The sequence below is a fragment of the Pseudomonas sp. R32 genome, assembly GCF_009866705.1.
Taxonomy (GTDB): Bacteria; Pseudomonadota; Gammaproteobacteria; order Pseudomonadales; family Pseudomonadaceae; genus Aquipseudomonas; species Aquipseudomonas donghuensis.
Genome location: NZ_CP019396.1, coordinates 992,185 through 1,015,495 on the forward strand (window position 1 = coordinate 992,185; position 23,311 = coordinate 1,015,495).

Consider the following 23,311-nt stretch of genomic DNA (forward strand, 5'->3'; position numbering starts at 1 on the left):
TATTGGGGTGTCGAGTACCGATGATGAACAACTGGTCGCGATGAAGGACTGGTGGGACCGCAATGGCAAGCCGCTGGTAACCGGTGGCCTGCTGGCGCTGGTCGTGGTGTTCGGCTGGCAAGCCTGGCAGAAATACCAGACCAACCAGTCGCAAGGCGCCTCGAACCTCTACCAGGCCCTGCTGGAGACTACCCTGACGCCAACTGGCGAGCCTGACGCGGCCAAGGTCGCCGAGCTGTCCGGCAAGCTCAAGAACGAATTTGGCGGCTCGGCCTATGCCCAGTACGCCAGCCTGTTCGTGGCCAAGGTGGCCGTCGAGAGCGGCAAGCTCGATGACGCCGCCGCCGAGCTCAAGCTGGTGATGGACAAGCCGGCTGACGCAACCTTGGGCGAAATCGCCCGTCAGCGCCTGGCCCGTGTCCTGGCTGCGCAGAAAAAGGTTGAAGAGGCGCTGAAGCTGCTCGAAGGCGATGCCGACCAGGCCTTCCTGGCCAGCCGCGAAGAGCTCAAGGGTGACCTGCTGGTACAACTGGGCCGCGCTGGCGAAGCCCATGCCGCTTACGAAAAAGCCAAGGCCGCGCTGTCTGACGACGCCGCGATCGGTGGCCTGCAACTCAAGCTCGACGACCTGGCCAAAGGGGATGCGTGACGTGATCGGTTGGAAACATGCAGCAGTGCTGACCCTGGCCCTTCTGGCCGTGGGTTGCAGCAGCAACAGCAAAAAGGAATTGCCGCCGGCCGAACTCACCAAGTTCACCGAAGAGGTGGTCCTCAAGAAGCAGTGGAGCCGCTCGATCGGTGACGGTCAGGGCGAGACCTTCAACATGCTGGTGCCGGCGATCGAAAACGACCGCATCTATGCCGCCGATGTCACCGGCGTGGTGATGGCGCTGGATCGCAACAACGGCGACGTGGCCTGGAAGAAGGACCTCGAACTGCCGGTGTCCGGCGCCGTTGGCGTCGGTTACGGCATGGTCATGCTCGGTACCCTCAAAGGCGAAGTGATTGCCCTGGATGCCAGCACCGGTGAAGAACGCTGGCGCTCGCGCGTTACCAGTGAAGTACTGGCTCCGCCGGCCACCAACGGTGACGTGGTGGTGGTGCAGACCCAGGACGACCGCGTGATCGGCCTGGACGCCAGCACTGGCGACCGTCGCTGGATCTACGAAAGCACGCCGGCGGTACTCACCTTGCGTGGTACCGGCGCGCCGATCGTGACCAACCGTCTGGCCGTTGTCGGCCTGTCGACCGGCAAGGTGATTGCCCTCGACACCCAGAACGGCGTGCCGGTCTGGGAGCAGCGCGTGGCCATCCCGCAAGGTCGCTCGGAGCTTGACCGGGTGGTGGATATCGACGGCGGCCTGCTGCTGTCCGGCGGTACCCTGTACGTTTCCAGCTACCAGGGCCGCGTCGCCGGCCTGGACCTGGAGAGCGGCCGGGTACTGTGGCAGCGTGATGCTTCCAGCTACACCGGTGTGGCCCAGGGCTTCGGTAACGTCTACGTGAGCCTGGCTTCGGGCACCGTGGAAGGCATCGACGAGCGCTCCTCCAGCGCGCTGTGGAGCAACGACTCGCTGGCACGCCGCCAGCTGTCGGCGCCGGAAGTGTTCTCCAGCTATGTGGCGGTGGGTGACCTGGAAGGTTACCTGCACCTGCTCAGCCAGGTCGATGGTCGTTTCGTCGGTCGTGAGCGTATCGACAGCGATGGCCTGCGCGCCCGTCCGTTGGTGGTGGGTGACACCATCTATGTGTACGGCAACAGCGGCAAGCTCGAGGCGCTGACCATCCGCTGAGGCTATGCTTGAGGCCATGCCGGCCTCGGGCTGCGGCACTTCGGGTGCCGCTCGAACTCCGGCCGCTGCAGTGCAGCGGCCTTTGTATTTTCTGAATTTACGCAGTGGAGAGCCGAATGGTTCCCGTAATCGCCCTGGTGGGCCGACCGAACGTCGGTAAATCCACCATGTTCAACCGCCTGACCAGGACCCGCGACGCTATCGTCGGCGACCTGTCCGGGCTGACCCGAGACCGCCAGTACGGTGAAGCGCGCTGGCAAGGCCGTTCGTACATCCTGGTCGACACCGGTGGTATTTCCGGTGACGAGCAAGGCATGGACGAAAAAATGGCCGAGCAGTCGCTGCTGGCCATCGAAGAAGCCGATGTGGTCTTGTTCCTGGTTGATGCCCGTGCCGGCCTGACCGCCGCCGACCAGATGATTTCCGAGCACCTGCGCAAGCGCAACAAACGCTCGTTCCTGGTCGCCAACAAGATCGACAACATCGATCCGCTGGCGGCCATCGCCGAGTTCTCGCCGCTGGGCATGGGTAACGCCATTGGTGTCGCCGGCGCCCAGGGCCGTGGCGTCAACAACCTGCTGGAAGCCGTGCTCAGCGACTTCCCGCGCGACAAGGACGAGGAAGAGATCGACACCGACGTCGCCGAAGGCGAGGAAGCGGTGCGCATTCCTGGCCCGAGCGAAAAAGACGGGATCAAGATCGCCATTATCGGCCGGCCCAACGTCGGCAAGTCGACCCTGGTCAACCGCATGCTTGGTGAAGAGCGGGTCATCGTCTATGACCAGCCCGGCACCACCCGCGACAGTATCTACATTCCCTTCGAGCGCAACGAAGAGAAGTACACCCTGATCGACACCGCCGGGGTGCGCAAGCGCGGCAAGATCCACGAAGAAGTCGAGAAGTTCTCCGTGGTCAAGACCCTGCAGGCGATCAAGGACGCCAACGTGGTGATCTTCGTCATGGACGCCCGCGAAGGCGTGGTCGACCATGACCTGAACCTGCTGGGCTTTGCCCTGGAAGCCGGTCGCGCCATCGTCATCGCCCTGAACAAGTGGGACGGCATGCAGCCGAGCGAGCGCGACTACGTGAAGACCGAGCTGGAACGCCGGCTGTTCTTCGTCGACTTCGCCGACATCCACTTCATCTCGGCGCTGCACGGCACCGGCGTGGGCAACCTGTACCAGTCGGTACAGAACTCGTTCAAGTCGGCGGTCACCCGCTGGCCGACCAGCCGCCTGACCCAGATCCTCGAAGACGCAGTCAGCGAGCATCAGCCGCCGATGGTCAACAGCCGCCGGATCAAGCTGCGCTATGCCCACCTCGGTGGCGCCAACCCGCCGATCATCGTGATCCACGGCAACCAGGTCGAGAAGGTACCCAAGTCTTACTCGCGCTACCTGGAAAACACCTACCGCCGCGTACTCAAGCTGGTCGGTACGCCGATCCGTATCGAGTACAAGGGCAGTGACAACCCGTACGAAGGCAACAAGAACACCTTGACCGACCGCCAGGTCAACAAGAAGCGTCGCTTGATGTCGCACCACAAGAAAGCCGAGAAGAAGCGTAAAGACAAACGCTAACAAGGCTTGAGGGCCTCTTCGCTGGCAAGCCCGCTCCCACTCTGTGGGAGCAGGCTTGACCCGCGATTGGCCTGCGACTGTTACAACCTTTTTCCTGACCGATCAATCCGCTATGCTCGGTCCCAGACCGCGCCGCCTCGAGCCGGATAGTGCTGCAGGAAAGAGGGCTCCATGATCAGTAGCAAGTTGCCGAACGTCGGCACGACCATCTTTACCACCATGTCCCAGCTCGCCGCGCAAACCGGCGCCTTGAACCTGTCCCAGGGTTTTCCCGATTTCAACGGCCCGCAAGCACTGCTCGATGCGGTAGGCCGGCATGTCAGTGCCGGACACAACCAGTACAGCCCCATGACCGGCTTGCCGGCATTGCGCCAGCAGGTGGCGAACAAGATCGCCCGCAGCTATGGCGTCAGCGTCGATGCCGAGCATGAAGTCACCATCACTCCCGGTGCCACCGAAGCGATCTTCTGTGCCATTCAGGCGGTGATTCGCACAGGCGACGAGGTCATCGTCTTCGACCCCAGTTACGACAGCTATGAGCCCTCGGTAGAGCTGGCCGGTGGCCGTTGCGTGCATGTGCAACTCACTGACGGCGAGTTCGCCATCGACTGGCAGAAACTCACCGACGCGCTCAGCCCGCGCACGCGGATGATCATCCTCAATTCGCCGCACAACCCCAGCGGCGCGTTGATCAGCCGCGACGACCTGGACAAGCTGGCGCTGCTGATCGCCGAGCGCGATATCTACCTGATCAGCGACGAAGTCTACGAGCACCTGGTATTCGACGGCGTGCAGCACGCCAGTGTGTTGGCCCATGAGGCGCTGTACCCGCGCGCTTTCGTGGTCAGCTCGTTCGGCAAGACCTATCACGTCACTGGCTGGAAAACCGGCTATGTGGTGGCGCCACCGGCCCTCAGCGCCGAGCTGCGCAAGGTCCACCAGTACGTCAACTTCTGCGGCGTGACGCCGCTGCAATGGGCGCTGGCCGATTTCATGGCGGCGCACCCGGAACATGTCGAAGAACTGCCGGCCTTCTACCAGGCCAAGCGCGACCTGTTCTGCGACCTGTTGGGCAGCTCGCGCTTGGAGTTCAGGCGCAGCGCTGGCACTTACTTCCAACTGGTGGATTATTCGCAGATTCGCCCGGACCTGAACGACGTCGACATGTCGCTGTGGCTGACCCGTGAGCATGGCGTGGCGACCATTCCGGTGTCGGTGTTCTACCAGCACCCTATCCCCGAGCAGCGCCTGGTGCGCCTGTGCTTTGCCAAACGCGAGGAGACGCTGCGTCAGGCAGCGGAAAAACTATGCGCGATCTGAGTAGCCTGCCGAACCTGAACATCGCGTTGGTGCAGACCAGCCTGGCCTGGCAGGACCGCCTGGCCAACTACGAACATTTCGAGACCCTGCTGGAGCAGGCCCGTGGCGCCGACCTGATCATTCTCCCGGAGATGTTCACCACTGGTTTTTCCATGGACTCCGAAAGCCTGGCCGAGCCCGAGAACGGGCCGACCTACAAATGGCTCAAGAGCCAGGCCAAAAAGTTCGATGCCGTGGTTACCGGCAGCGTGATCATCCAGGCCGCCGACGGTAGCCACCGCAATCGCCTGCTGTGGGCGCGGCCCGATGGCGAGATCCTGTTCTACGACAAGCGCCACCTGTTCCGCATGGCCGGTGAGCACAAGCACTACACCCCAGGCGAACGCCAGGTGCAGTTCGAGATCAAGGGCTGGCGGGTCCGGCCGTTGATCTGCTACGACCTGCGGTTCCCGGTGTGGAGCCGCGATGCCCAGGACACCGACCTGCTGCTGTACACCGCCAACTGGCCGGCCGCCCGTCGCCAGCACTGGAACCGCCTGTTGCCGGCGCGGGGCATCGAGAACCTCTGCTATGTGGCGGCGGTGAACCGCGTGGGTACCGACGGCAAGGGCTTTGCCTACACCGGCGACAGCCAGGTACTGGACTTCCAGGGAGAGAGCCTGCTGAGTGCAGGGGAGGCTGACGGGGTGTTTACCGTCGTGCTCAGCGCGGCGGACCTTGCGGCCTACCGCGCGCGGTTTCCGGCCAATCTGGATGCCGATACCTTCGATCTGCATTGATCGCAATCGCTGGCAAGCCCGCTCCCATACCAGACCTGTGGGAGCGGGCTTGACCCGCGATGGGGCCCTCAAGGCTTAGTACACATCCCGCCGATAGCGCCCCAGCTCGATCAGCCGTTCAACCTCGGCAGCCCCCAGCACCTCGTTGAGCACCTCGTCGACGCCACTGGCCATGCCCTGCAAACTGCCGCAGATGTAGATCGACGCGCCCTGATCCAGCCAGCGCCGCAGCTCTGGCGCCTGTTCGCGCAAGCGGTCCTGCACGTAGACCTTGTGGCTCTGATCGCGAGAAAAGGCCAGGTCCAGCCGCGCCAGATCAGCGCTGCGCTGCCAGCCCTGCAGCTCATCCCCGCAGAGAAAGTCATACGCCTGGTTGCGTTCGCCGAACAGCAGCCAGTTGCGCTGCTCGCCGGCCACGATGCGGCCCTTGAGCAGGCTGCGCAGCCCGGCCAGCCCGGTACCGTTGCCGATCAGGATCATTGGCGTTGCCGGTGCCGGCAGGTGGAAACCGCTGTTGCGGCGCAGGCGCAGGCTGACGCTGTTATCCACAGCCAGGTGCTCGGTCAGCCAGCCCGAACCCAGGCCCAGGCTGCCGTCAGGGTGGCGTTCCTGGCGTACGATCAGCTCTAGCACGCCGTCACTGGCGATCGAAGCAATCGAGTATTCCCGAGCAGCCAGCGGGATCAGCACATCGACCAGGGCCTGGGCGTGCAGGCCGACCAGGTGCTCGCGGCTTTTCGGCAACTGGCGGCTGGCCAGGGCCTGCAGCAGGCTCTCCTGCAGGCCTTCGACCTGCACGCAAGTTTCGCCATCAAGCCCCAGGCCCTTGAGGAACAGCTCAAGACTCCGGGTATTGTTGCGGGGGAGGATCTCCACCAGGTCTCCAGCTTCCCACTGCGCGGGTTGCTCAGGCGTGAGGCCGAGCAGATAGACCGCCGAGCCCTGGCTGCCCGGATTGATCAATTCTCGACTGACAAGGGTCCAGTTGCCGAACTCGGGTGCTTGCCAGGCAGCAGGCGGCGTGCTTGCGGTGATTTTCGCAAGCTCTTGCTGCCAGTGCTGCAAGGCCGCCGGGTCAGCGCTGTCGACTTCTACCGGGGTGAAGGCGCTAGTGGCACCGCGCTCGCCAAGCCAGGCCTGCAGGCGCCGGGCAAAGCCGCAGAAATGCGGGTACTGGCGGTCGCCCAGGGCGAGCAGGGCATAGTTCAGATTACCCAGGGCCCAGGGCTGTCCAAGCACTTTACGTTCAAAGCCGCGGGCGCTGTCGGGAGCTTCGCCGTCACCGAAGGTGCTGACCACGAACAGCGCTTGCCGGGCCTGGTTCAAGTCCTGCTCGGTCAGCTCGGCCAGGGGCCGGACCTGTACCGCGACGCCGGCAGCCTGCAGTTGCCCGGCGCTTTGCCAGGCCAGTTGCTCGGCAAAGCCGCTCTGGCTGGCAAAGCCTACCAGCCAGCCGCCGTCTTGCCCGTTCGCAGGCGCGAGATTGCCTCGTGCAGCGCGAACCTGGCGCTTTTTACGCCGGCGGTCCAGGTACAACAGCCAGCCGGTGACGAAGAACAGCGGCATGCTCAAACTGGCGATAGTCACCAGAATCCGCCCGGTCAGGCCAAAGTAGCTGCCCACGTGCAGGGCATAGACGCTGGCCAATAGCTGTGCCTTGAACGACTTGTCGGCGTAGCGCTCGTTGGTCTTCACCTGGCCGCTGGCCGGGTCGATGCTCAGGGTGTTGAGCGCGCGTTCGTGTTCGGCGCCTTCAAGCAGGTAGAAGATCGTTGCCGGTTGCCCGCCGGCTGGCGGCAGGCGCAGGTTGTAGCTGGTCATGTCGGGGCCGGCAGCGGCCTGCAGGCTGGCCCAGACGGCGTCGTAGTCGACCACCAGCGGCTTGGCGTCCTTGCCCAGGGCCCCACCCGGGCGCCCGCCGCGGCCTTCGCCGCGCTTGTGTTGCTGACCAGCAGCCGGGCTGTCGGCGAGCAGCTTGTTCAGGCCTTCGCGGTACCACTCGTAGCTCCAGAACAGGCCGGTGAGGGCAAACAGCAGATAGAACAGCAAGCACCAGGTACCGGCCACGGCGTGCAGGTCCCAGTTGAAGGCGCGGCCTTTTTTCGCCCAGTCCAGGGTCAGCCAGGTCCGCCAGTTCAGCGCCTTGCGCGGCCAGCGCAGGTAGAGGCCCGAGAGGCAGAAAAAAATCAGCATCAGGGTACAGGCGCCCGTGATCTGTCGGCCGCTATCACCCATGGCCAGGAAGCGGTGCAACTGCAGCATCAGGTCGAAAAAGCCCTGACCGGCTACCTCGCCCTGCAGCTTGCCGGTGTACGGGTCGGCATAGCGCAACACGCCCCGACGCTCGCCGGGAGGAGGGGTGAAGAAAACCCGCGCGGCCCTGTCGCTACGCGGCTGGACCCAGAGCATGGCGACCTTGTCGCCTTGCTCGGTCTCGATCCTGCGCACCAGCTCAGGCATCGGCAGTAAGCCTTGCTGACGTACCTCGACGGTATGTACCTCGGGGTTGAACAGTTCCAGCAGCTCATCCTGGAACGACCAGATGGCACCGGTAATGCCCATCAGCGCCAGCACCAGGCCGGCAGTAATGCCGAAGAACCAGTGCAGTTGAAACAGGGATTTCTTCACCACATCAATCACCTTGTCGTGTCGCAAATGCGAATGCGACGCGCATTATGCCTTGATACACAAAAGCCCAGCTCACCTAAATGAACGGGGCTTGCTGCACGCACCAATCTGAAGTGGACGTTCGCACTCAGGCCATGTTCGATCCTGATAGTGCCCCTTCGGCCGAAAGAGCTTGTAGAGAGTCAATGGGAATCAATACCATTGGCATCCTTTCACCTTCAGGTCCTGTGCCATGCTGCTACCTATTTCCGGCCTGTTTTCCACCGAGGAGGTTCAGCGCATTCGTGAGGCGCTGGAACAAACCGAATGGGCCGACGGCAAGATCACCGCGGGTTACCAGTCGGCCAAGGCCAAGCACAACCTGCAGTTGCCCGAAGGCCACCCGCTGGCCAAGGAAATTGGCACGGCGCTGATCGAACGCTTGTGGCAGCATCCGCAATTCATGTCGGCGGCCTTGCCGCACAAGGTGTTCCCGCCGCTGATCAATTGCTATCGAGAGGGCGGCAGCTTCGGTTTTCACATCGACAACGCCTTGCGCCAACCCCGAGGCAGCCACGAGCGGGTGCGTACGGACCTGTCCTCGACGCTGTTCCTGAGCAACCCCGAGGACTACGACGGCGGTGAGCTGGTGATCCAGGACACCTATGGCGTGCAGCAGGTGAAGCTGGCAGCGGGCGACCTGGTGTTGTACCCGGGCACCAGCCTGCACAAGGTCAACCCGGTGACCCGTGGGGCGCGTTATGCGGCGTTTTTCTGGACCCAGAGCCTGGTGCGCGAAGACAGCCAGCGTGCGTTGCTGTACGAGATGGACCAGGCCATCCAGCAGTTGGGCGCCGATGTGCCTGATCACCCGGCGCTGATCCAGCTGACCGGCACCTACCACAACCTGTTGCGCCGCTGGGTCGAGGTCTGAGCCATGACTTTCGCCTTGCGCAACCGCCAGGAACTGGACTGCGCACAGTTCGCCCAGATGCTCGAACACAGCCCGGGCAAAGCTGCCCAGGCATTGCTGGCCGCCGCGGGGCAGGACATCGTCGAGGCGCAGGTGCTGCTTGGACAGATCCTTCTCGACGGGCGTGGCATCGAGAAAGACCCGGCCCTGGCCCGGCGCTGGTTTGCCATCGCCGCCAAGCGTGGCAGTGCCATGGCGCACAACATGCTCGGGCGTTGCCTGGAGCATGGCTGGGGAGGGGCGCCAGATGTCTCGACTGCAGCCACGGCCTATCGACAGGCTGCTGAAATGGGGCTGGACTGGGGCTTGTACAACTACGCCAACCTGCTGGGTACCGGTCGTGGGGTGGTTCAGAACCATCCCTTGGCATTGCGCTGCTATCGACAAGCCGCCCATATGGGCCATGCCAAGTCGATGAACCTGTATGGCCGTTACCTGGAGCAGGGGCTGGCCTGTGAAAGCGACGTCGGCATGGCTCTCGACTGGTATCGCCGTTCAGCCGAGGCGGGGGATTTTCGCGGGCAGTTCAGCTATGCCACGGTGCTGATGGAGCGCAATCAGTTCGATGACGCAATGCTCTGGTTTGACAAAGCCCTGCAGGGCGGCAATCAGAATTTCCTGCTCAGTAGCGTATCCACCTTGCAGCAGGTCCAGCGCTCGCGCCTGCTGCCTGTCCTGCGTGCCTATGAGCAGCGTCTGGCGCTCATGCAGTTTCACCGTTAGACGGGAAGTCTTCGATGAGTTTCCAGGGAATCAATGCAGTCTGCGCTGCTTGTGACGGAACGCCCAAGATCGAGTACCTGGCCTAAATCTAAAAGGACTTTAGAATGGTTGATCACGTTGATAAATCGTTTATCGCGACCCTGTACTCAACAAAATCCGGCCGTTCAGGTCAGATTGGCATCAGTGCACAGCGTACCGAGTTTGATTTTGCAGAAAGTGGCTGGCTACAGATTGTTGGGCATGGGCAGCGGGTACGGCCGATCAACTTTCGTTTTCAGTTCGTTGAAGATCAAGGTGACCGGATTCATTACGACATTACCTGTGCATCCAAGGTTGACGGTTACCTGGGGAAGACGCTGGGAAGAAGTAGTGGCGGCTATCTCGGGTTATACGGAAAAAACGAAATTACCTTCTTCTGGAAAGTTCAGCCGCTCGCAGAGTGGTACGGTGGCAGTGAACGCCACTTCATCCTGCGTGACTACGAGGGCCACGAGGTAAGGGACTACTACAGTCATCGGGACGGCGACAGGTTTTTAAATGCTTATGAAGGTAAGCCACTGAGCTTCGCGGTCAGGGTCAAGGCGCTCCTGTAAGCGTTGCTTAATATACTGATAACCCCAGCCGTGCGTGAATGATAGATGCGCAAAGCTTGGCGGTGGTGATGCCCCAGGTTTTGCATTACGGCGCAAATCGACACCGCGCGGACTTGATGAACGAAGGTTTCCCCTTGAGGAAAGCCTGCGTGGTGGGGCTAGGCACTGGGCAGGGATAAGGTGGGCGGAGGTCGTTTCCGTTGACCGTCTACCCAGGCCAGGAGGCCATTATGAAAGACCCTCGAAAGCACTCATTCCATGCGTATCTGAACAGCACGACCCCCGGACATCAAGGGCAGGTCGGCATCTCGCGCACCAGCCGAAGCATCATTGTCGACCTTGCCACTAGCGGCTGGTTGCAGGTGATCACCGCCAGGAACAGGCGCGATGTCAGCGGTGCGAGATTTCGCTTCGACTACCTGGAGACGCGAGGTGATCGAATTCACTACCGCATCAGTTGCGATTCGAACGTGGAAAACTACTACGGTCGCGAGTTGGGCGTCAGCCGTAATGGCTACATCGGACTGTATGAAAACGATGCCTCGCCATTCTGGAAACTCGAGACCATCGGTGATTGGGACGGCAGTAATCGGCTGCAGTTCTATTTGCGTGACCATAGAGGCCATCTGGCGGGAAACTACGAGTCCTTCAATGGCGACAAGTTTCTCAATGTCGATGAGGGGAGCCGCTTGAGCATGGTCGCCACTGACATCTATCTGCTCTGACATTTGCTCTTGTGCCATTGATGAGGGCGGCGCTTGTCGCCGCCCTCGCTCAGGTACTACCGGTCATAGGCTTTCAATGGCGCGAAGCCGTTGAACTCCACCGCGCTGTAGCGGGTGGTGTAGGCACCGGTCGACAGCCAGTACAGGCGGTCACCGATCGCGGCAGGCGGTACTTACAGTGCTCGTACATGCTGTCGGCCATCTGCAGCAGGCAAGCGGGGAAAGTGTGCAAGCTGATAGCGAGCGAGAGGTTGACCTAACGTCGACTGGGCTGCCTATCTCGGCAATGCAGAAAGAGCACTCGATCATGACGACTTACTTGCAGCATCTGTCTTTTCTCGCCTCAATAGCATGTACCTCGCCCGGTTATCGGGGGCGCGTCGAAGCGAGTGAACTCAAACCTGTCCGTCCCGGTGGAAATCCTTTCCAACCAGGCGAAGTGTTGCCCAATCAAACAGGTTGGGTGACGGCTACTGATTTTCCGTTATCACCGCAGCCGTTCTGGTTCGGCTGTTTTCGCCATGCCGATGGAAGCCTGGGATACGAAATCAGACGATGGGCTCGCCATGAGGCTTATCACAACTATCGCCTGGACCTGAGTCAGAATAGCTATGTCGGACTGTATGCGCCCGGTAGCGAACCGCTTGCCCATTGGTGGATGGGCGACGTCCAATTCAACGGGTTTACTGTAGAGCCCGGACTCCACTCACGTATGCACCTGTTGGCAAATCGCAAAAAACCTTTGCGCGCACACACCCGGCGACAGGTGCGCGATCACTGGTACTGCTTTTTGAATGCCGAAAACGGAGACGTGCTTGAATTCACACTGGAAATTCAATCCGTTGGCGAAGAGCGTCGTTGACGCTCAAGGGTTGCGATGGCGACAGGAGGTGTCGCCATCGCGGTTAGATTACAAGTAGTAGGCCTTCAACGGCGGGAAGCCGTTGAATTCCACCGCGCTGTAGCTGGTGGTGTAGGCACCGGTCGACAGCCAGTACAGGCGGTCACCGATTGCCAGGTTCAGCGGCAGGCCGTACTTGTAGTGCTCGTACATGATGTCGGCGCTGTCGCAGGTGGGGCCTGCGATCACCACTTCTTCCATCTCGCCTTTCTTCTCGGTCCAGATCGGGAACTTGATGGACTCGTCCATGGTTTCGATCAGGCCGGAGAACTTGCCCACGTCGGTGTACACCCAGCGCTCGACAGCGGTACGCGATTTACGCGCCACCAGCACCACTTCACTGACCAGGATGCCGGCGTTGGCAATCAGCGAACGGCCTGGCTCGAGGATGATTTCCGGCAGGTCGTCGCCGAAGTCTTCCTTGAGGAAGCGAATGATCTCTTCGGCGTAGGTTTCCAGGCTGTTGGTACGGGTGATGTAGTTGGCCGGGAAGCCGCCACCCATGTTGATCAGCTTGAGTTCGATGCCGTCTTCTTCTTTCAGGCGCTCGAAGATCACTTTCACTTTGGCGATGGCTGCGTCCCAGACGCTGATGTCGCGCTGCTGCGAGCCGACGTGGAACGACACGCCGTATGGCACCAGGCCCAGGTCGCGGGCGAGGATAAGCAGGTCCATGGCCATGTCGGTCTGGCAGCCGAACTTGCGCGACAGTGGCCAGTCGGCGGTGGTCGAGCCTTCGGTGAGGATGCGCACGTAGACTTTCGAGCCCGGGGCGGCCTTGGCGATATTGCGCAGGTCGGCTTCGGAGTCGGTGGCGTACAGGCGCACGCCCTTCTCGTAGAAGTAGCGAATGTCCTTGGATTTCTTGATGGTGTTGCCGTAGCTGATGCGATCGGCGCTGACGCCGCGGCCCATCACCTTGTCCAGCTCGTAGATCGAGGCGATGTCGAAGCTCGAGCCCTTTTCCTTGAGCAGGTCGATGATCTCCACGGCCGGGTTGGCCTTGACCGCGTAGTAGACCTTGGCGAATTCGAAACCGGCGCGCAGGTCGTCATAGGCCTGGCTGATCATCTGCGTGTCGATGAGCACGAACGGGGTTTCTTGCTTGTCGGCGAACGCCTTCATTTTTTGGAAGGTATCGCGCGCGAAGTAGTCTTCGACCTGAATCGACATGCTTAGGGACTCCATGGGCAAACTGAAAAAATAAGTGGCTGCAACTGAACGTCCTCCGTATCCCCACTTTGGTTCGCCTACTTCCCAAGGCATGTCGCCGAAAGCAAAAAGGTCATCCGTGCGTGATAAAGCGAGCTACGGGTGACCTTGCTGTCTCGTCGTCAGTACTTGAGCCGGATGGATCGTTTCCAGCATGGACGTTCGGCGCGAACTTTAGGACCTGAGGGGCTTGAGATCAACAAAAAATGTCGCGTTTTTGCACACGTCCGTCGCCCCGGGGCGGCCAGCCACTTTGTTACCGACCCAGGTAAACAGTAGATGTTCAATTTGATGACAAAAGCGTTAAAAATACCGGTATACGCCTGGATCTCCCGTAGAACACGCAAATGGATGCAATGGTCGAAGTTGGTGGCTAAAGTGCGGTAAATATCGGTCATTTGGGGGCGCAACGACGCTCAAGCGCAGCATGCGTTTAATCGGTGGCCGTTCATATTTTTTTCCGCCCTGACAGCTGGTCGTCGACACACTTTTTCGTCGATTTTTTTCCCGCCGGGCGCTTCGTCGGCAGCAGCGATCTTCGATTGCCGGTCTTAATAAGAAACATTACTATTCGCGCCACTCCTCCTCGCCTGTGAAGACCTGTGCATCGTGTCGCGACACAAAGGCTTTCTCGACCACTACCATGAGCTGATCGGTACCTGGACGCGCAAACTGCGCAGTCGTCAGCAGGCCGAGGACCTGGCACACGACGCATTTGTGCGGGTACTGGAAAACGACCGGGCCGGAGTCGAGCAACCGCGGGCCTACCTGCACCAGACCGCGCGCAACATTGCGGTGGACGGCTACCGCCGCGAAGACCGCCGCCAGGCCCTTGAGCAGGACACGTTCGAAGCGGGCGGCAGTGCCAGCGGTGATCCGGAGGCATATATGCATGCACTGGAGCTGGCCGACAGTGTCGAACGTGCCCTGGCCGAGTTGCCCCTCAACTGCCGGCGGGTGTTCATCTGGCAGAAGCTCGAAGGCCTGACCCAGGCGGAGATCGCCGAGCGCATGGGCTTGACCAAGAACATGGTCGAAAAGTATATGATCCGCACGCTCCGGCATCTGCGTGAGCACCTGGATGTGTCGACGAGATGAGTCAGGCGAATGTTTTCATGAATCAGGACGCGTGCCGTTGCGGCAGCGAGCGCGTGCGCGAGCAGGCGGCCCAATGGTTTGCCCGCAGCCGTGATGGCGCGCTGGCGCCGGCGCAACAGGACGAACTGCAGCGCTGGCTGGCCGAGCACCGGCAGCATCAATACGAATTCGATCTGCTTGGCACGCTCTGGGGCGCTGCCGGGCACGTGCCGCGCGCGCATCTTGAGGCCCTTTGCCAGGCCGATCCGGTCAGCCGGTTGCCACGTCGGCGTTTTGTCCGCCAGGCGCTGGCGGCTGGTATCGCGACCCTGGCGCTGGGCTTGAGCTGGTTTGGCTGGCAAGAGCATCAGCTCAATTACCAGGAGCAATTGCAGACGGCCCTGGGCGAGCGGCGCCAGCTGAACTTGCCCGACGGTTCGCAGCTTGAAGTCAACGGCCGAACGCAGTTGGCGGTGCAGTTCAGCGCCGGTCAGCGGTATATCCAGTTGCTCAAGGGCGAGGTGATGTTCAGCGTCGCCCACGACAGCGAGCGGCCATTCGTGGTCAGCACCGGCAATGGCACAGTGACGGTGACCGGCACCCGCTTCGATGTTCGCCAGGACCCGGAGCAAACCCGTGTGACGGTCGAAAACGGCTCGGTGCGGGTCGAAGGCCGCGATGCCTCCAGGGCTCTGCTGACCGCCGGGCTCGGTTCGCATATCGATGCCCAAGGCCAGGTGGCGGCGCCCTACGCGGTAGATGCCGCAGCAGTGACCGCGTGGCGCAAGGGCAAGCTGGTGTTCAACGATGCGCCGCTCAGCGAGGTGGTCAAGGACGTCTCGCGCTACCGTGAGCAGCCCCTGCGTGTCGCCCCAGGCAGTGTTGCCGCGCTACGCCTGAGCAGCACCTTCAATGCCAACGATACCGACGCCTTGCTGCGGGCGCTGCCGAGCATCCTGCCAGTGGCGATCAAGACCCATGCCGATGGCTCCAGCGAAATAATCGCAAAATAGATTCAGGTTTTTTTCCAGTTGTTCGTCTTCCTGTCCAACTGCAACTGCCAAGCATTTCCATTTGCATGGCATTGACATCTATGTGGACCCTCAGGACCTCTCGACGACGTGAACAACAACAAGTTTTCCCCGCGTTCTAGCCGCTGCTTGCCTCTGGCCCTGGCCCTGGCTGTCAGTGGCGGTGTTGCCAGCAGCTATGCTGCAGCGGCACCGGCCAGCATCCAGATCCAGGCTCAACCCCTGGCTTGGGCCTTGAGCCAGTTGGGCCAGCAGACTTCGCTGCAGCTGTTCTTCAGCCCCGAACTGGTGGCCGGTAAACAGGCACCGGCAGTGTCCGGCAGCCTGCAGCCGGAAGAAGCGCTGCAAGCCTTGCTTGAGGGCAGCGGCCTGACCTATGAAATCTCCCAGGGCACCGTCGTCCTGCACCCGCTGCAGACTGCCGGGACCTTGACCACCGGCAGCCTGGAGCTGGCGCCCACCGACGTCAAGGTGGTCGGTGACTGGCTCGGCAGTGCCGAAGAAACCGTGGTCCACAACCATCCCGGCGCCCGTACCGTGGTGCGCCGCGAAGCAATGATCGAGCAGGGCGCGCTGAACGTGCGCGATGTACTGCGCGGCGTGCCGGGTGTCCAGGTGCAGGACTCCAATGGCACTGGCGGCAGTGATATCGCCTTGAACGTCGGCGTGCGCGGTCTGACCTCGCGTCTGTCGCCACGCTCCACGGTGTTGATCGACGGCATCCCGGCGGCGTTTGCGCCCTACGGCCAACCACAACTGTCGATGGCACCGATCTCTTCCGGCAACCTCGACAGCATCGACGTGGTGCGTGGTGCCGGCTCCGTGCGCTATGGCCCGCAGAACGTCGGCGGGGTGATCAACTTCGTCACTCGGGCGATCCCCGAGAAAGCCACCGGCGAGCTGTCCACGACGATGGAAACTTCCCGCCATGGTGGCTGGAAGCATATCGAATCGGCTTTCCTCGGCGGCACCGCCGACAATGGCCTGGGGGCAGCCTTGCTGTACTCCGGAGTCAATGGCAACGGCTACCGCAGCAGCAACAACGACAACGACATCGATGACGTGTTGCTCAAGACCCATTGGGCAGTCACCGACAGCGACGAGTTCTGGCTCAACTTCCATTACTACGACGCCAAGGCCGACATGCCCGGCGGCCTGACCCAGGCCCAATTCGACGACGACCCGTACCAGTCCGACCGCGATTACGACACGTTCAGCGGCCGACGCAAGGACGTATCCTTCAAGTACCTGCGCCAGATCGACGACGTCACCCAGTTCGAAGTGCAGACCTACTACACCGACAGCTTCCGTGGCAGCAGCATCGCTGCCCGCGACCAGAAGACCCTGTCGTCGTACCCGCGCAGCTACCACACCTTCGCCATTGAGCCACGGGTTTCACGGATCTTCTTCGCCGGCCCCACCACTCAGGAAGTCAGCGTCGGTTACCGTTACCTGAAAGAGGCGATGCACGAGCAGTCGACCCGCCTGGCGCTGATCAACAACGTGCCGACCGTCACCCCGACCTCCGACGGCCATGTGTTCCAGGACCGAACCGGCGGTACCGAAGCCAGCGCTTATTACATCGATGACAAGATCGATGTCGGCAACTGGACCATCACCCCGGGCGTTCGCTTCGAGCACATCAACACCGACTGGCACGAGCGCCCGGTGCGCGGCACCAACGGTGTGCCGGTGCAGGAAAAGAACCGCAGCGTGACCAGCAACGAACCGCTGCCGGCACTGAGCGTGATGTATCACCTGTCCGATGAGTGGAAGCTGTTCGCCAACTACGAAACCTCGTTCGGCAGCCTGCAGTACTTCCAGCTTGGCCAGGGCGGCAGCGGCGATCAGACCGCCAACGGCCTGCAAGCCGAGAAAGCCAAGACCTATGAAGTGGGTACCCGCTACAACAACGGCACTTGGGGGGGTGAGCTGACCGCGTTCTACATCGACTTCGATGATGAGCTGCAGTACATCAGCAACGACATCGGCTGGACCAACCTCGGGGCGACCAAGCACCAGGGCATCGAAGCCTCGATGCATTACGACCTGTCGGGGCTTGATCCGCGTCTGCAGGGGCTGAGCGCCAATGCCGGCTTCACCTACACCCGTGCCACCTATGAAGGCGAGATCCCGGGCTTCAAGGGGCGCGACCTGCCGTTTTACTCGCGGCAGATCGTCAATGCCGGGCTGCGCTATGAGATCAATCGCTGGACCTGGAACCTGGATGCCTACGCCCAATCGAAACAGCGCGCACCGGGTACCGGCATGAATGCCGACGGCAGCTTCAACGGCAACTACATCACCGAGCCGAGTGCCGATGGCCAGTACGGCGACATTCCGGGCTACGTGACCTGGGCGGCGCGCGGCGGCTATGACTTCGGCAAGGAACTGTCGAACCTCAAGCTGGCAGCCGGGGTGAAGAACATCTTCGACAAGCAGTACTACACCCGCTCCAGCGACAACAACGCGGGGATCTACCTGGGTGAGCCGCGCACCTTCTATGTGCAGGCCAGTGTAGGGTTTTAAGCAGTAGGGGCCGCTGGCAAGACCGGCTCCCACAGGGTGGGTGGACACCGGACCCTGTGGGAGCTGGCTTGCCAGCGATGCTTTTCAGTGTCAGGCCAGCGCTTGTGCCGGCGAGACAATGCAGGTCTTGCCCCCACGCGAACGCCCCGAACTCAGGTAGGCGGCAATCGATTCCTGGGTCACCTCGCCGAGGAACACCTGCTCGGCATCCAGCACCGGCAACCACGAGCGATTGAATTCGTACATCCGCGACAGCAGGATGCGCAGGTGCTCATCGTGCGAGGCGGTGGCGTTGAAGGTACGCAGGAAGTCGGCGCAGGTGCCTTGCTGGCGATGCAGGTCGCGACGGCGCACATAGCCCATGGCTTTGTTCTGCCCGTCGGTGACCACCAGGTAGCGACGGTCATGTTCGTCCATCAGTTCCAATGCATCGGCCACCGGCGTTTGCGGGCTTACCGCCGGCGCGTTGTCGGCGGCGTCTTCGGCACGCACCAGCAGCAGGCGCTTGAGGGTGCTGTCCTGGCCAACGAAGTTGCTGACAAAATCGTCCGCAGGATGGGCCAGCAGGGTGTCCGGGTGGTCGATCTGGATCAGCTTGCCGGCGCGGAAAATCGCAATCTTGTCACCCAGCTTGATCGCCTCGTCGATGTCGTGGCTGACCATGATCACGGTCTTGTTCAACGCCCGCTGCATCTCGAAGAACTCGTTCTGGATCATCTCGCGGTTGATCGGGTCGACCGCGCCGAACGGCTCGTCCATCAGCAGCAACGGTGCTTCGGCGGCCAGGGCGCGGATCACGCCGATGCGCTGTTGCTGGCCACCGGACAACTCTCGGGGGTAACGCTGCAGGTACTGCTTGGGTTCGAGCTTGATCATGCTCATCAGCTCGCGGGCGCGCTCGTGGCATTTCTGCTTGTCCCAGCCGAGCAGGCGCGGGACCACGGTGATGTTCTCCTCGATGGTCATGTTGGGGAACAGGCCGATCTGCTGGATCACATAGCCGATGCGCCGGCGCAGGGTCACCTCGTCGAGGCCGGTGGTGTCTTCGCCGTTGATCAGCACCTTGCCGGAGGTCGGCGCAATCAGGCGGTTGATCATCTTCAGCGTGGTGCTCTTGCCGCAACCGGACGGGCCGAGGAACACGCAGATCTCGCCTTCGTTGACGGTCAGGCTCACGGAGTCGACGGCTTTGACGTCCTTGCCGTTGGCGTGGAAGGTCTTGCTGAGGTTCTGGAGTTCGATCATTTGCGCAGTCCTTCTGGAGTCAGGGCACGTTGCAGGATTTGCAGCAGCAGGTCGGCGATGATGGCCAAAAGGCTCACCAGCACGGCACCGACCAGCAGCATCGACATGTCGCTGCGGCTGATGGAGGTGAGGATGAGTACGCCCAGGCCACCGGCGCCGATGGTCGCGGCGATGGTCATGACGCCGATGTTCATCACCACGGCGGTACGTACACCGGCGAGGATCACCGGCACGGCGATGGGCAACTCGACCATGCGCAGGCGCTGGCCGAAGGTCATGCCGATGCCGCGGGCGGCTTCCCGGATGCCCGGCTCGACGTTGGTCAGGGCCAGGTAGGTGTTGCGCAGGATCGGCAACAGCGAATACAGAAACACCGCCGTAATCGCCGGTAGTGGCCCCAGGCCCTGGCCGAACGTGGAGTAGAACGGCAGCAGCAGGCCGAACAGGGCGATCGAGGGGATGGTCAGCAGCACCGTGGCGGCGGCTTGCAGCGGGCCGGCGAGAGCCGGGAAGCGGGTCATGAGGATGCCCAGCGGCACGCCGATGACAATCGCCAGGCTGACGGCGATGCCGACCAGGGTGATGTGTTGCCAGGTCAGGTGCAGGACCTGGGCCCAGTCCAGGTGGGTAAAGGTATCGAGCATGTTATGGCTGCTCCTGTGCGGGAGGATGCTGGCGCAGGTACTCGGCGGCGACTTTGCCCGGGCTCTGGTGTTCGACATCGACCTTGGCGTTGAGCTGGCGCATGGTTTCGTCGTCGAGCTGTTCGGCCAGGGGCTTGAGCAGGCTGGCCAGTTGCGGGTGGGCGTCGAGCACGGCCTTGCGCACCACCGGGGCTGCGGTGTAATCGGGGAAGTAGTGCTTGTCGTCTTCCAGCAGCTTGAGGTCAAAGGCGCTCAGGCGCCCGTCGGTGGTGTACACCAGGCCGCTGAACACCTGGCCGTTGCGTAGCGCGGTGTAGACCAGGCCGGCGTCCATCTGGCGGATGTCGCGGCGGGTCAGCTGCAGGTCGTAGGTTTCGCTCAGGCCCACCAGGCCATCGGGACGGTTGGCGAACTCGGTGTCCAGGGCCACCACGTGGATGCGGCCCTGCTCGTCGCGCAGCACCTGGTTCAGTTCGCTGATGCTGTTGACCTGCGGGTATTGCTCAGCGACCTTGCGCGGCAGGGCCAGGGCATAGGTGTTGCTGAACTTCGACGGCGTCAGCCAGATCAGGTCTTTCTTGGCATCCAGTTCCTTGACCCTGGCGTAGGTGGCGGCGGCGCTGGGCATGCGTTCGTCGATATGGTTGTAGGACACCAGCGAAACACCGGTGTATTCCCAGACCATGTCCAGCTGGCCGGTTTCGTGGGCGCTGCGGGCAAGGTTGCTGCCCAGGCCGCCGGTGATACGCACGTCAAAGCCGTTCTGGTTGAGGTACTGGGCAGTGATTTCAGCCAGCACCGTCTGTTCAGTGAAGACCCGTGCACCGAGGCGGATCACAGGTTTGGTCGCGGCCTGGGCAAATCCTGCGAACAGCAGGGCCGCGCCCAGCAACAAGGCGATTCTTTTCATGGGAGCTCCTTCGCTTAGTGGGCCAGGCCGCGTTCAAGCCAACGGCGGCTGGACTGCGCCACCAGGGCGTCGAGCACCAGGGCGAGCAGGGCGGTACAGGCAGCGCCGAGCAGCAGTTGCGGCTGATTGTTCAGGGCAATGCCGGGGAAAATCAGGCTGCCCAGGCTATTGGCGCCAATCAGGAACGACAGCGGCGCGGTACCGACGTTGATCGCCAGGGCCACCCGCACACCGCCGACGATGATCGGCACGGCGTTGGGCAACTCGACCCGCCAAAGGGTCTGGCGCGGGGTCATGCCGATACCGGTGGCGGCTTCCTTGAGCGAGGCGGGAACGTTTTTCAGGCCCTCGTAGGTGTTGCGTACGATGGGCAGGAGGGAGGCGAGGAACAGCGCGAAGACGGCGGGACCGGCGCCAATGCCCAGGAAACTCAGGGCGATGGCCAGAACGGCCAAAGGGGGGATGGTGTTGCCAATGTTGAAAAACTGCATGAAGCGTTCGGCGCGGTCGACCCGATGTGGTCGACTCAAGGCAATCCCAGCGGGTATGCCCACGGCTAGCGCCGCCACCATCGACAGCAACACCAGCATCAGGTGCGCTTGCAGGTAGAACCACAGATCGGCGCGGTAGTGCGCGATCGTATCGATGCCGATCCAGTGGATCAGCAGGGCCAGGATGACGAGCACGAAGGCACATCCCATCAGCCCCTTGCCATAGCTTTTAGCCACAGGCGGACTCCTTTTGTTGTCGGCGAACACACTCCCGTGGCAGCCACCATTCCAGGCGGCAGGCAGTGTGATCGCGATAAGCAGCGCGTTGTCCGAAAACGGAGCGGAACACGCCATAAGCGAAGCCTCGTCAGGCTCGTAGTGCCGGTGAAACCAACCCTGACGAACGGTCATGACCGATTGCGGATCAGGGGAGTGGACGCCTCCACAGCCTTAAAGGTTCCCATCTGAAGCGGCATTTGGCCAGCGCTGATTAACCCAACGGTTCAGTTCGGGGGCAAATTTGGGCTATAATCTGCGCCCTTTTTTTGAATCACCTGCCAGGCGATTTCCCATGACCAACCAGGCCGCCGAAGTCGCGAAACGCCGCACCTTCGCCATTATTTCCCACCCCGATGCGGGTAAGACCACCATCACCGAAAAGCTCCTGCTGATGGGCAAGGCAATTGCCGTCGCCGGTACGGTGAAATCGCGAAAGTCCGACCGCCATGCCACCTCCGACTGGATGGAAATGGAGAAGCAGCGTGGTATCTCCATCACCACCTCGGTGATGCAGTTCCCCTATCGCGAGCACATGATCAACCTGCTCGACACCCCGGGCCACGAAGACTTCTCGGAAGATACCTACCGTACCCTCACCGCCGTCGACTCGGCGCTGATGGTGCTCGACGGCGGTAAAGGGGTCGAGCCACGGACCATCGCCCTGATGGACGTCTGCCGCCTGCGTGACACGCCGATCGTCAGCTTCATCAACAAACTTGACCGTGACATCCGCGACCCGATCGAACTGCTCGATGAAATCGAAGCGGTCCTGAAGATCAAGGCCGCACCCATCACCTGGCCGATCGGTTGCTACCGCGATTTCAAGGGCGTGTACCACCTGGCGGGCGACTACATCATCGTCTACACCCCGGGCCACGGCCACGAGCGCACCGAGGTGAAGATCATCGAGAAGCTCGACTCCGATGAAGCCCGCGCCCACCTGGGTGACGAGTACGAGCGCTTCCTTGAGCAGCTGGAGCTGGTGCAGGGCGCCTGCCACGAGTTCGACCAGGGCGAATTCATGCGTGGCGAGCTGACCCCGGTGTTCTTCGGTACCGCGCTGGGCAACTTCGGTGTCGACCACGTGCTCGATGCCGTCGTCGACTGGGCGCCACGCCCGCTGCCGCGCGAGGCCAACGAGCGCGCCGTCGAGCCGACCGAAGAGAAGTTCAGCGGTTTCGTGTTCAAGATCCAGGCGAACATGGACCCCAAGCACCGCGACCGTATCGCCTTCATGCGTATCTGCTCGGGCCGTTACGAAAAAGGCATGAAAATGCGCCACGTGCGCACCGGCAAGGACCTGCGCATCGGCGATGCGCTGACCTTCTTCTCCTCCGAGCGTGAGCAACTGGAAGAGGCCTGGGCCGGCGACATCATCGGCCTGCACAACCACGGCACCATCCAGATCGGCGATACTTTCACCGAAGGCGAGGCCCTGGGCTTTACCGGTATTCCGCACTTCGCTCCGGAACTGTTCCGCCGCGTGCGCCTGAAAGACCCGCTCAAGTCCAAGCAACTGCGCCAGGGCTTGCAGCAACTGGCTGAAGAGGGTGCGACCCAGGTGTTCTTCCCGGAGCGCAGCAACGACATCATCCTCGGCGCCGTCGGTGTGCTGCAGTTCGATGTGGTCGCCAGCCGCCTGAAGGAAGAGTACAAGGTCGAGTGTGCCTACGAGCCCATCACCGTCTGGTCGGCGCGCTGGATCAGCTGCGACGACAAGAAGAAGCTTGAGGAATTCAAGAACAAGGCCGTGGAAAACCTGGCCATCGACGGTGGCGGTCACCTGACCTACCTGGCCCCGACCCGGGTCAACCTGGCGCTGATGGAAGAGCGCTGGCCGGATGTGAAGTTCCGCGCGACCCGCGAGCATCACTAACTTAAGCCTCAAGCTTCAAGCGT

At 61.9% G+C, this 23,311-nt stretch carries 20 protein-coding genes and 1 pseudogene; 14 read left to right on the forward strand and 7 right to left on the reverse strand.

The features are described 5' to 3' along the window. Nucleotides 1-40: 40 nt before the first annotated feature. The 5 genes from PspR32_RS04530 to PspR32_RS04550 all read left to right on the forward strand — a co-directional run bounded on the left by PspR32_RS04530 (nt 41) and on the right by PspR32_RS04550 (nt 5,472). On the forward strand, nt 41-649 hold the full coding sequence (locus PspR32_RS04530; RefSeq protein WP_174242319.1) for a tetratricopeptide repeat protein: 609 nt from the start codon (nt 41-43) through the stop codon (nt 647-649). Further along, nucleotides 642-1,793, forward strand: a complete 1,152-nt coding sequence (bamB, locus tag PspR32_RS04535; protein WP_026001344.1) for an outer membrane protein assembly factor BamB — start codon at nt 642-644, stop codon at nt 1,791-1,793. Before PspR32_RS04530 ends, bamB begins: the two co-directional genes overlap by 8 nt. A gap of 116 nt (nt 1,794-1,909) precedes the next feature. After that, nucleotides 1,910-3,373 (forward strand): ribosome biogenesis GTPase Der, encoded by a 1,464-nt coding sequence (gene der / locus PspR32_RS04540; protein WP_010223449.1) that lies wholly within the window; start codon nt 1,910-1,912, stop codon nt 3,371-3,373. Nucleotides 3,374-3,544: 171 nt separating this feature from the next. Then, nucleotides 3,545-4,693 carry a pyridoxal phosphate-dependent aminotransferase gene (locus tag PspR32_RS04545; protein ID WP_010223448.1) on the forward strand — a complete coding sequence of 383 codons (1,149 nt, stop codon included), beginning with the start codon at nt 3,545-3,547 and terminating at the stop codon, nt 4,691-4,693. Then, nucleotides 4,681-5,472, forward strand: coding sequence for an amidohydrolase (locus PspR32_RS04550; protein ID WP_010223447.1), 792 nt, complete (start codon nt 4,681-4,683; stop codon nt 5,470-5,472). Before PspR32_RS04545 ends, PspR32_RS04550 begins: the two co-directional genes overlap by 13 nt. 75 nt (nt 5,473-5,547) lie before the next feature. On the opposite strand, the gene PspR32_RS04555 is transcribed toward PspR32_RS04550, so the two are convergent. Next, nucleotides 5,548-8,103, reverse strand: a complete 2,556-nt coding sequence (locus PspR32_RS04555) for a PepSY domain-containing protein (RefSeq protein WP_159388144.1) — start codon at nt 8,101-8,103, stop codon at nt 5,548-5,550. Between the two features lie 229 nt (nt 8,104-8,332). Here PspR32_RS04555 and PspR32_RS04560 point away from each other — a divergent pair, with 229 nt between their 5' ends. The 4 genes from PspR32_RS04560 to PspR32_RS04575 all read left to right on the forward strand — a co-directional run bounded on the left by PspR32_RS04560 (nt 8,333) and on the right by PspR32_RS04575 (nt 11,093). Next, nucleotides 8,333-9,013 carry a Fe2+-dependent dioxygenase gene (locus tag PspR32_RS04560; RefSeq protein WP_100781960.1) on the forward strand — a complete coding sequence of 227 codons (681 nt, stop codon included), beginning with the start codon at nt 8,333-8,335 and terminating at the stop codon, nt 9,011-9,013. 3 nt (nt 9,014-9,016) lie between these two features. Beyond that, nucleotides 9,017-9,775, forward strand: coding sequence for a tetratricopeptide repeat protein (locus PspR32_RS04565; RefSeq protein WP_159388145.1), 759 nt, complete (start codon nt 9,017-9,019; stop codon nt 9,773-9,775). A gap of 104 nt (nt 9,776-9,879) precedes the next feature. Continuing rightward, nucleotides 9,880-10,368: a hypothetical protein gene (locus PspR32_RS04570; RefSeq protein WP_159388146.1), complete on the forward strand. Its 489-nt coding sequence runs from the start codon at nt 9,880-9,882 to the stop codon at nt 10,366-10,368. 230 nt (nt 10,369-10,598) lie between these two features. Next, entirely contained in the window at nt 10,599-11,093 is a 495-nt protein-coding gene (locus tag PspR32_RS04575; protein WP_159388147.1) for a hypothetical protein, read from the forward strand. A 56-nt stretch (nt 11,094-11,149) separates the two neighbouring features. Here PspR32_RS04575 and PspR32_RS26510 read toward each other — a convergent pair. Beyond that, a pseudogene (locus tag PspR32_RS26510) lies at nt 11,150-11,292 on the reverse strand (type III PLP-dependent enzyme); the annotation flags it as partial. 108 nt (nt 11,293-11,400) lie between these two features. Here PspR32_RS26510 and PspR32_RS04585 point away from each other — a divergent pair. Next, the gene (locus tag PspR32_RS04585; protein ID WP_159388148.1) at nt 11,401-11,955 is read left to right on the forward strand and encodes a hypothetical protein; all 555 of its coding nucleotides are present in this window, start codon (nt 11,401-11,403) and stop codon (nt 11,953-11,955) included. A 48-nt stretch (nt 11,956-12,003) separates the two neighbouring features. Here the strand turns inward: PspR32_RS04585 and PspR32_RS04590 are convergent, their stop codons facing one another. Next, a complete protein-coding gene (locus PspR32_RS04590) occupies nt 12,004-13,167 on the reverse strand; it encodes a type III PLP-dependent enzyme (protein WP_036993923.1) in 1,164 nt (387 codons plus the stop codon). 648 nt (nt 13,168-13,815) lie between these two features. Here PspR32_RS04590 and PspR32_RS04595 point away from each other — a divergent pair. The 3 genes from PspR32_RS04595 to PspR32_RS04605 all read left to right on the forward strand — a co-directional run bounded on the left by PspR32_RS04595 (nt 13,816) and on the right by PspR32_RS04605 (nt 17,843). After that, nucleotides 13,816-14,304, forward strand: a complete 489-nt coding sequence (locus tag PspR32_RS04595; protein WP_010223439.1) for a sigma-70 family RNA polymerase sigma factor — start codon at nt 13,816-13,818, stop codon at nt 14,302-14,304. A 17-nt stretch (nt 14,305-14,321) separates the two neighbouring features. Continuing rightward, nucleotides 14,322-15,296 (forward strand): FecR family protein, encoded by a 975-nt coding sequence (locus PspR32_RS04600; RefSeq protein ID WP_010223438.1) that lies wholly within the window; start codon nt 14,322-14,324, stop codon nt 15,294-15,296. A gap of 108 nt (nt 15,297-15,404) precedes the next feature. After that, nucleotides 15,405-17,843, forward strand: a complete 2,439-nt coding sequence (locus PspR32_RS04605) for a TonB-dependent siderophore receptor (protein WP_159388149.1) — start codon at nt 15,405-15,407, stop codon at nt 17,841-17,843. A 90-nt stretch (nt 17,844-17,933) separates the two neighbouring features. Here the strand turns inward: PspR32_RS04605 and PspR32_RS04610 are convergent, their stop codons facing one another. Genes PspR32_RS04610 through PspR32_RS04625 form a run of 4 tightly spaced genes read right to left on the reverse strand, consistent with a single transcriptional unit; the run spans nt 17,934 to nt 21,370 of the window. Continuing rightward, nucleotides 17,934-19,088 (reverse strand): osmoprotectant ABC transporter ATP-binding protein OsmV, encoded by a 1,155-nt coding sequence (locus PspR32_RS04610; RefSeq protein ID WP_010223435.1) that lies wholly within the window; start codon nt 19,086-19,088, stop codon nt 17,934-17,936. Then, entirely contained in the window at nt 19,085-19,732 is a 648-nt protein-coding gene (locus PspR32_RS04615; RefSeq protein ID WP_100781962.1) for an ABC transporter permease, read from the reverse strand. The genes PspR32_RS04610 and PspR32_RS04615 overlap by 4 nt, the downstream gene beginning before the upstream one ends. Before the next feature lies 1 nt (nt 19,733). Further along, the gene (locus tag PspR32_RS04620) at nt 19,734-20,642 is read right to left on the reverse strand and encodes a glycine betaine ABC transporter substrate-binding protein (protein ID WP_010223433.1); all 909 of its coding nucleotides are present in this window, start codon (nt 20,640-20,642) and stop codon (nt 19,734-19,736) included. 14 nt (nt 20,643-20,656) lie between these two features. Continuing rightward, complete coding sequence (locus tag PspR32_RS04625) at nt 20,657-21,370, reverse strand: ABC transporter permease (RefSeq protein WP_010223432.1); 714 nt, start codon at nt 21,368-21,370, stop codon at nt 20,657-20,659. A 334-nt stretch (nt 21,371-21,704) separates the two neighbouring features. Between PspR32_RS04625 and PspR32_RS04630 the strand changes: the two genes are divergently transcribed. Continuing rightward, nucleotides 21,705-23,288, forward strand: coding sequence for a peptide chain release factor 3 (locus tag PspR32_RS04630; RefSeq protein WP_010223431.1), 1,584 nt, complete (start codon nt 21,705-21,707; stop codon nt 23,286-23,288). The last annotated feature ends 23 nt before the right edge of the window (nt 23,289-23,311 follow it).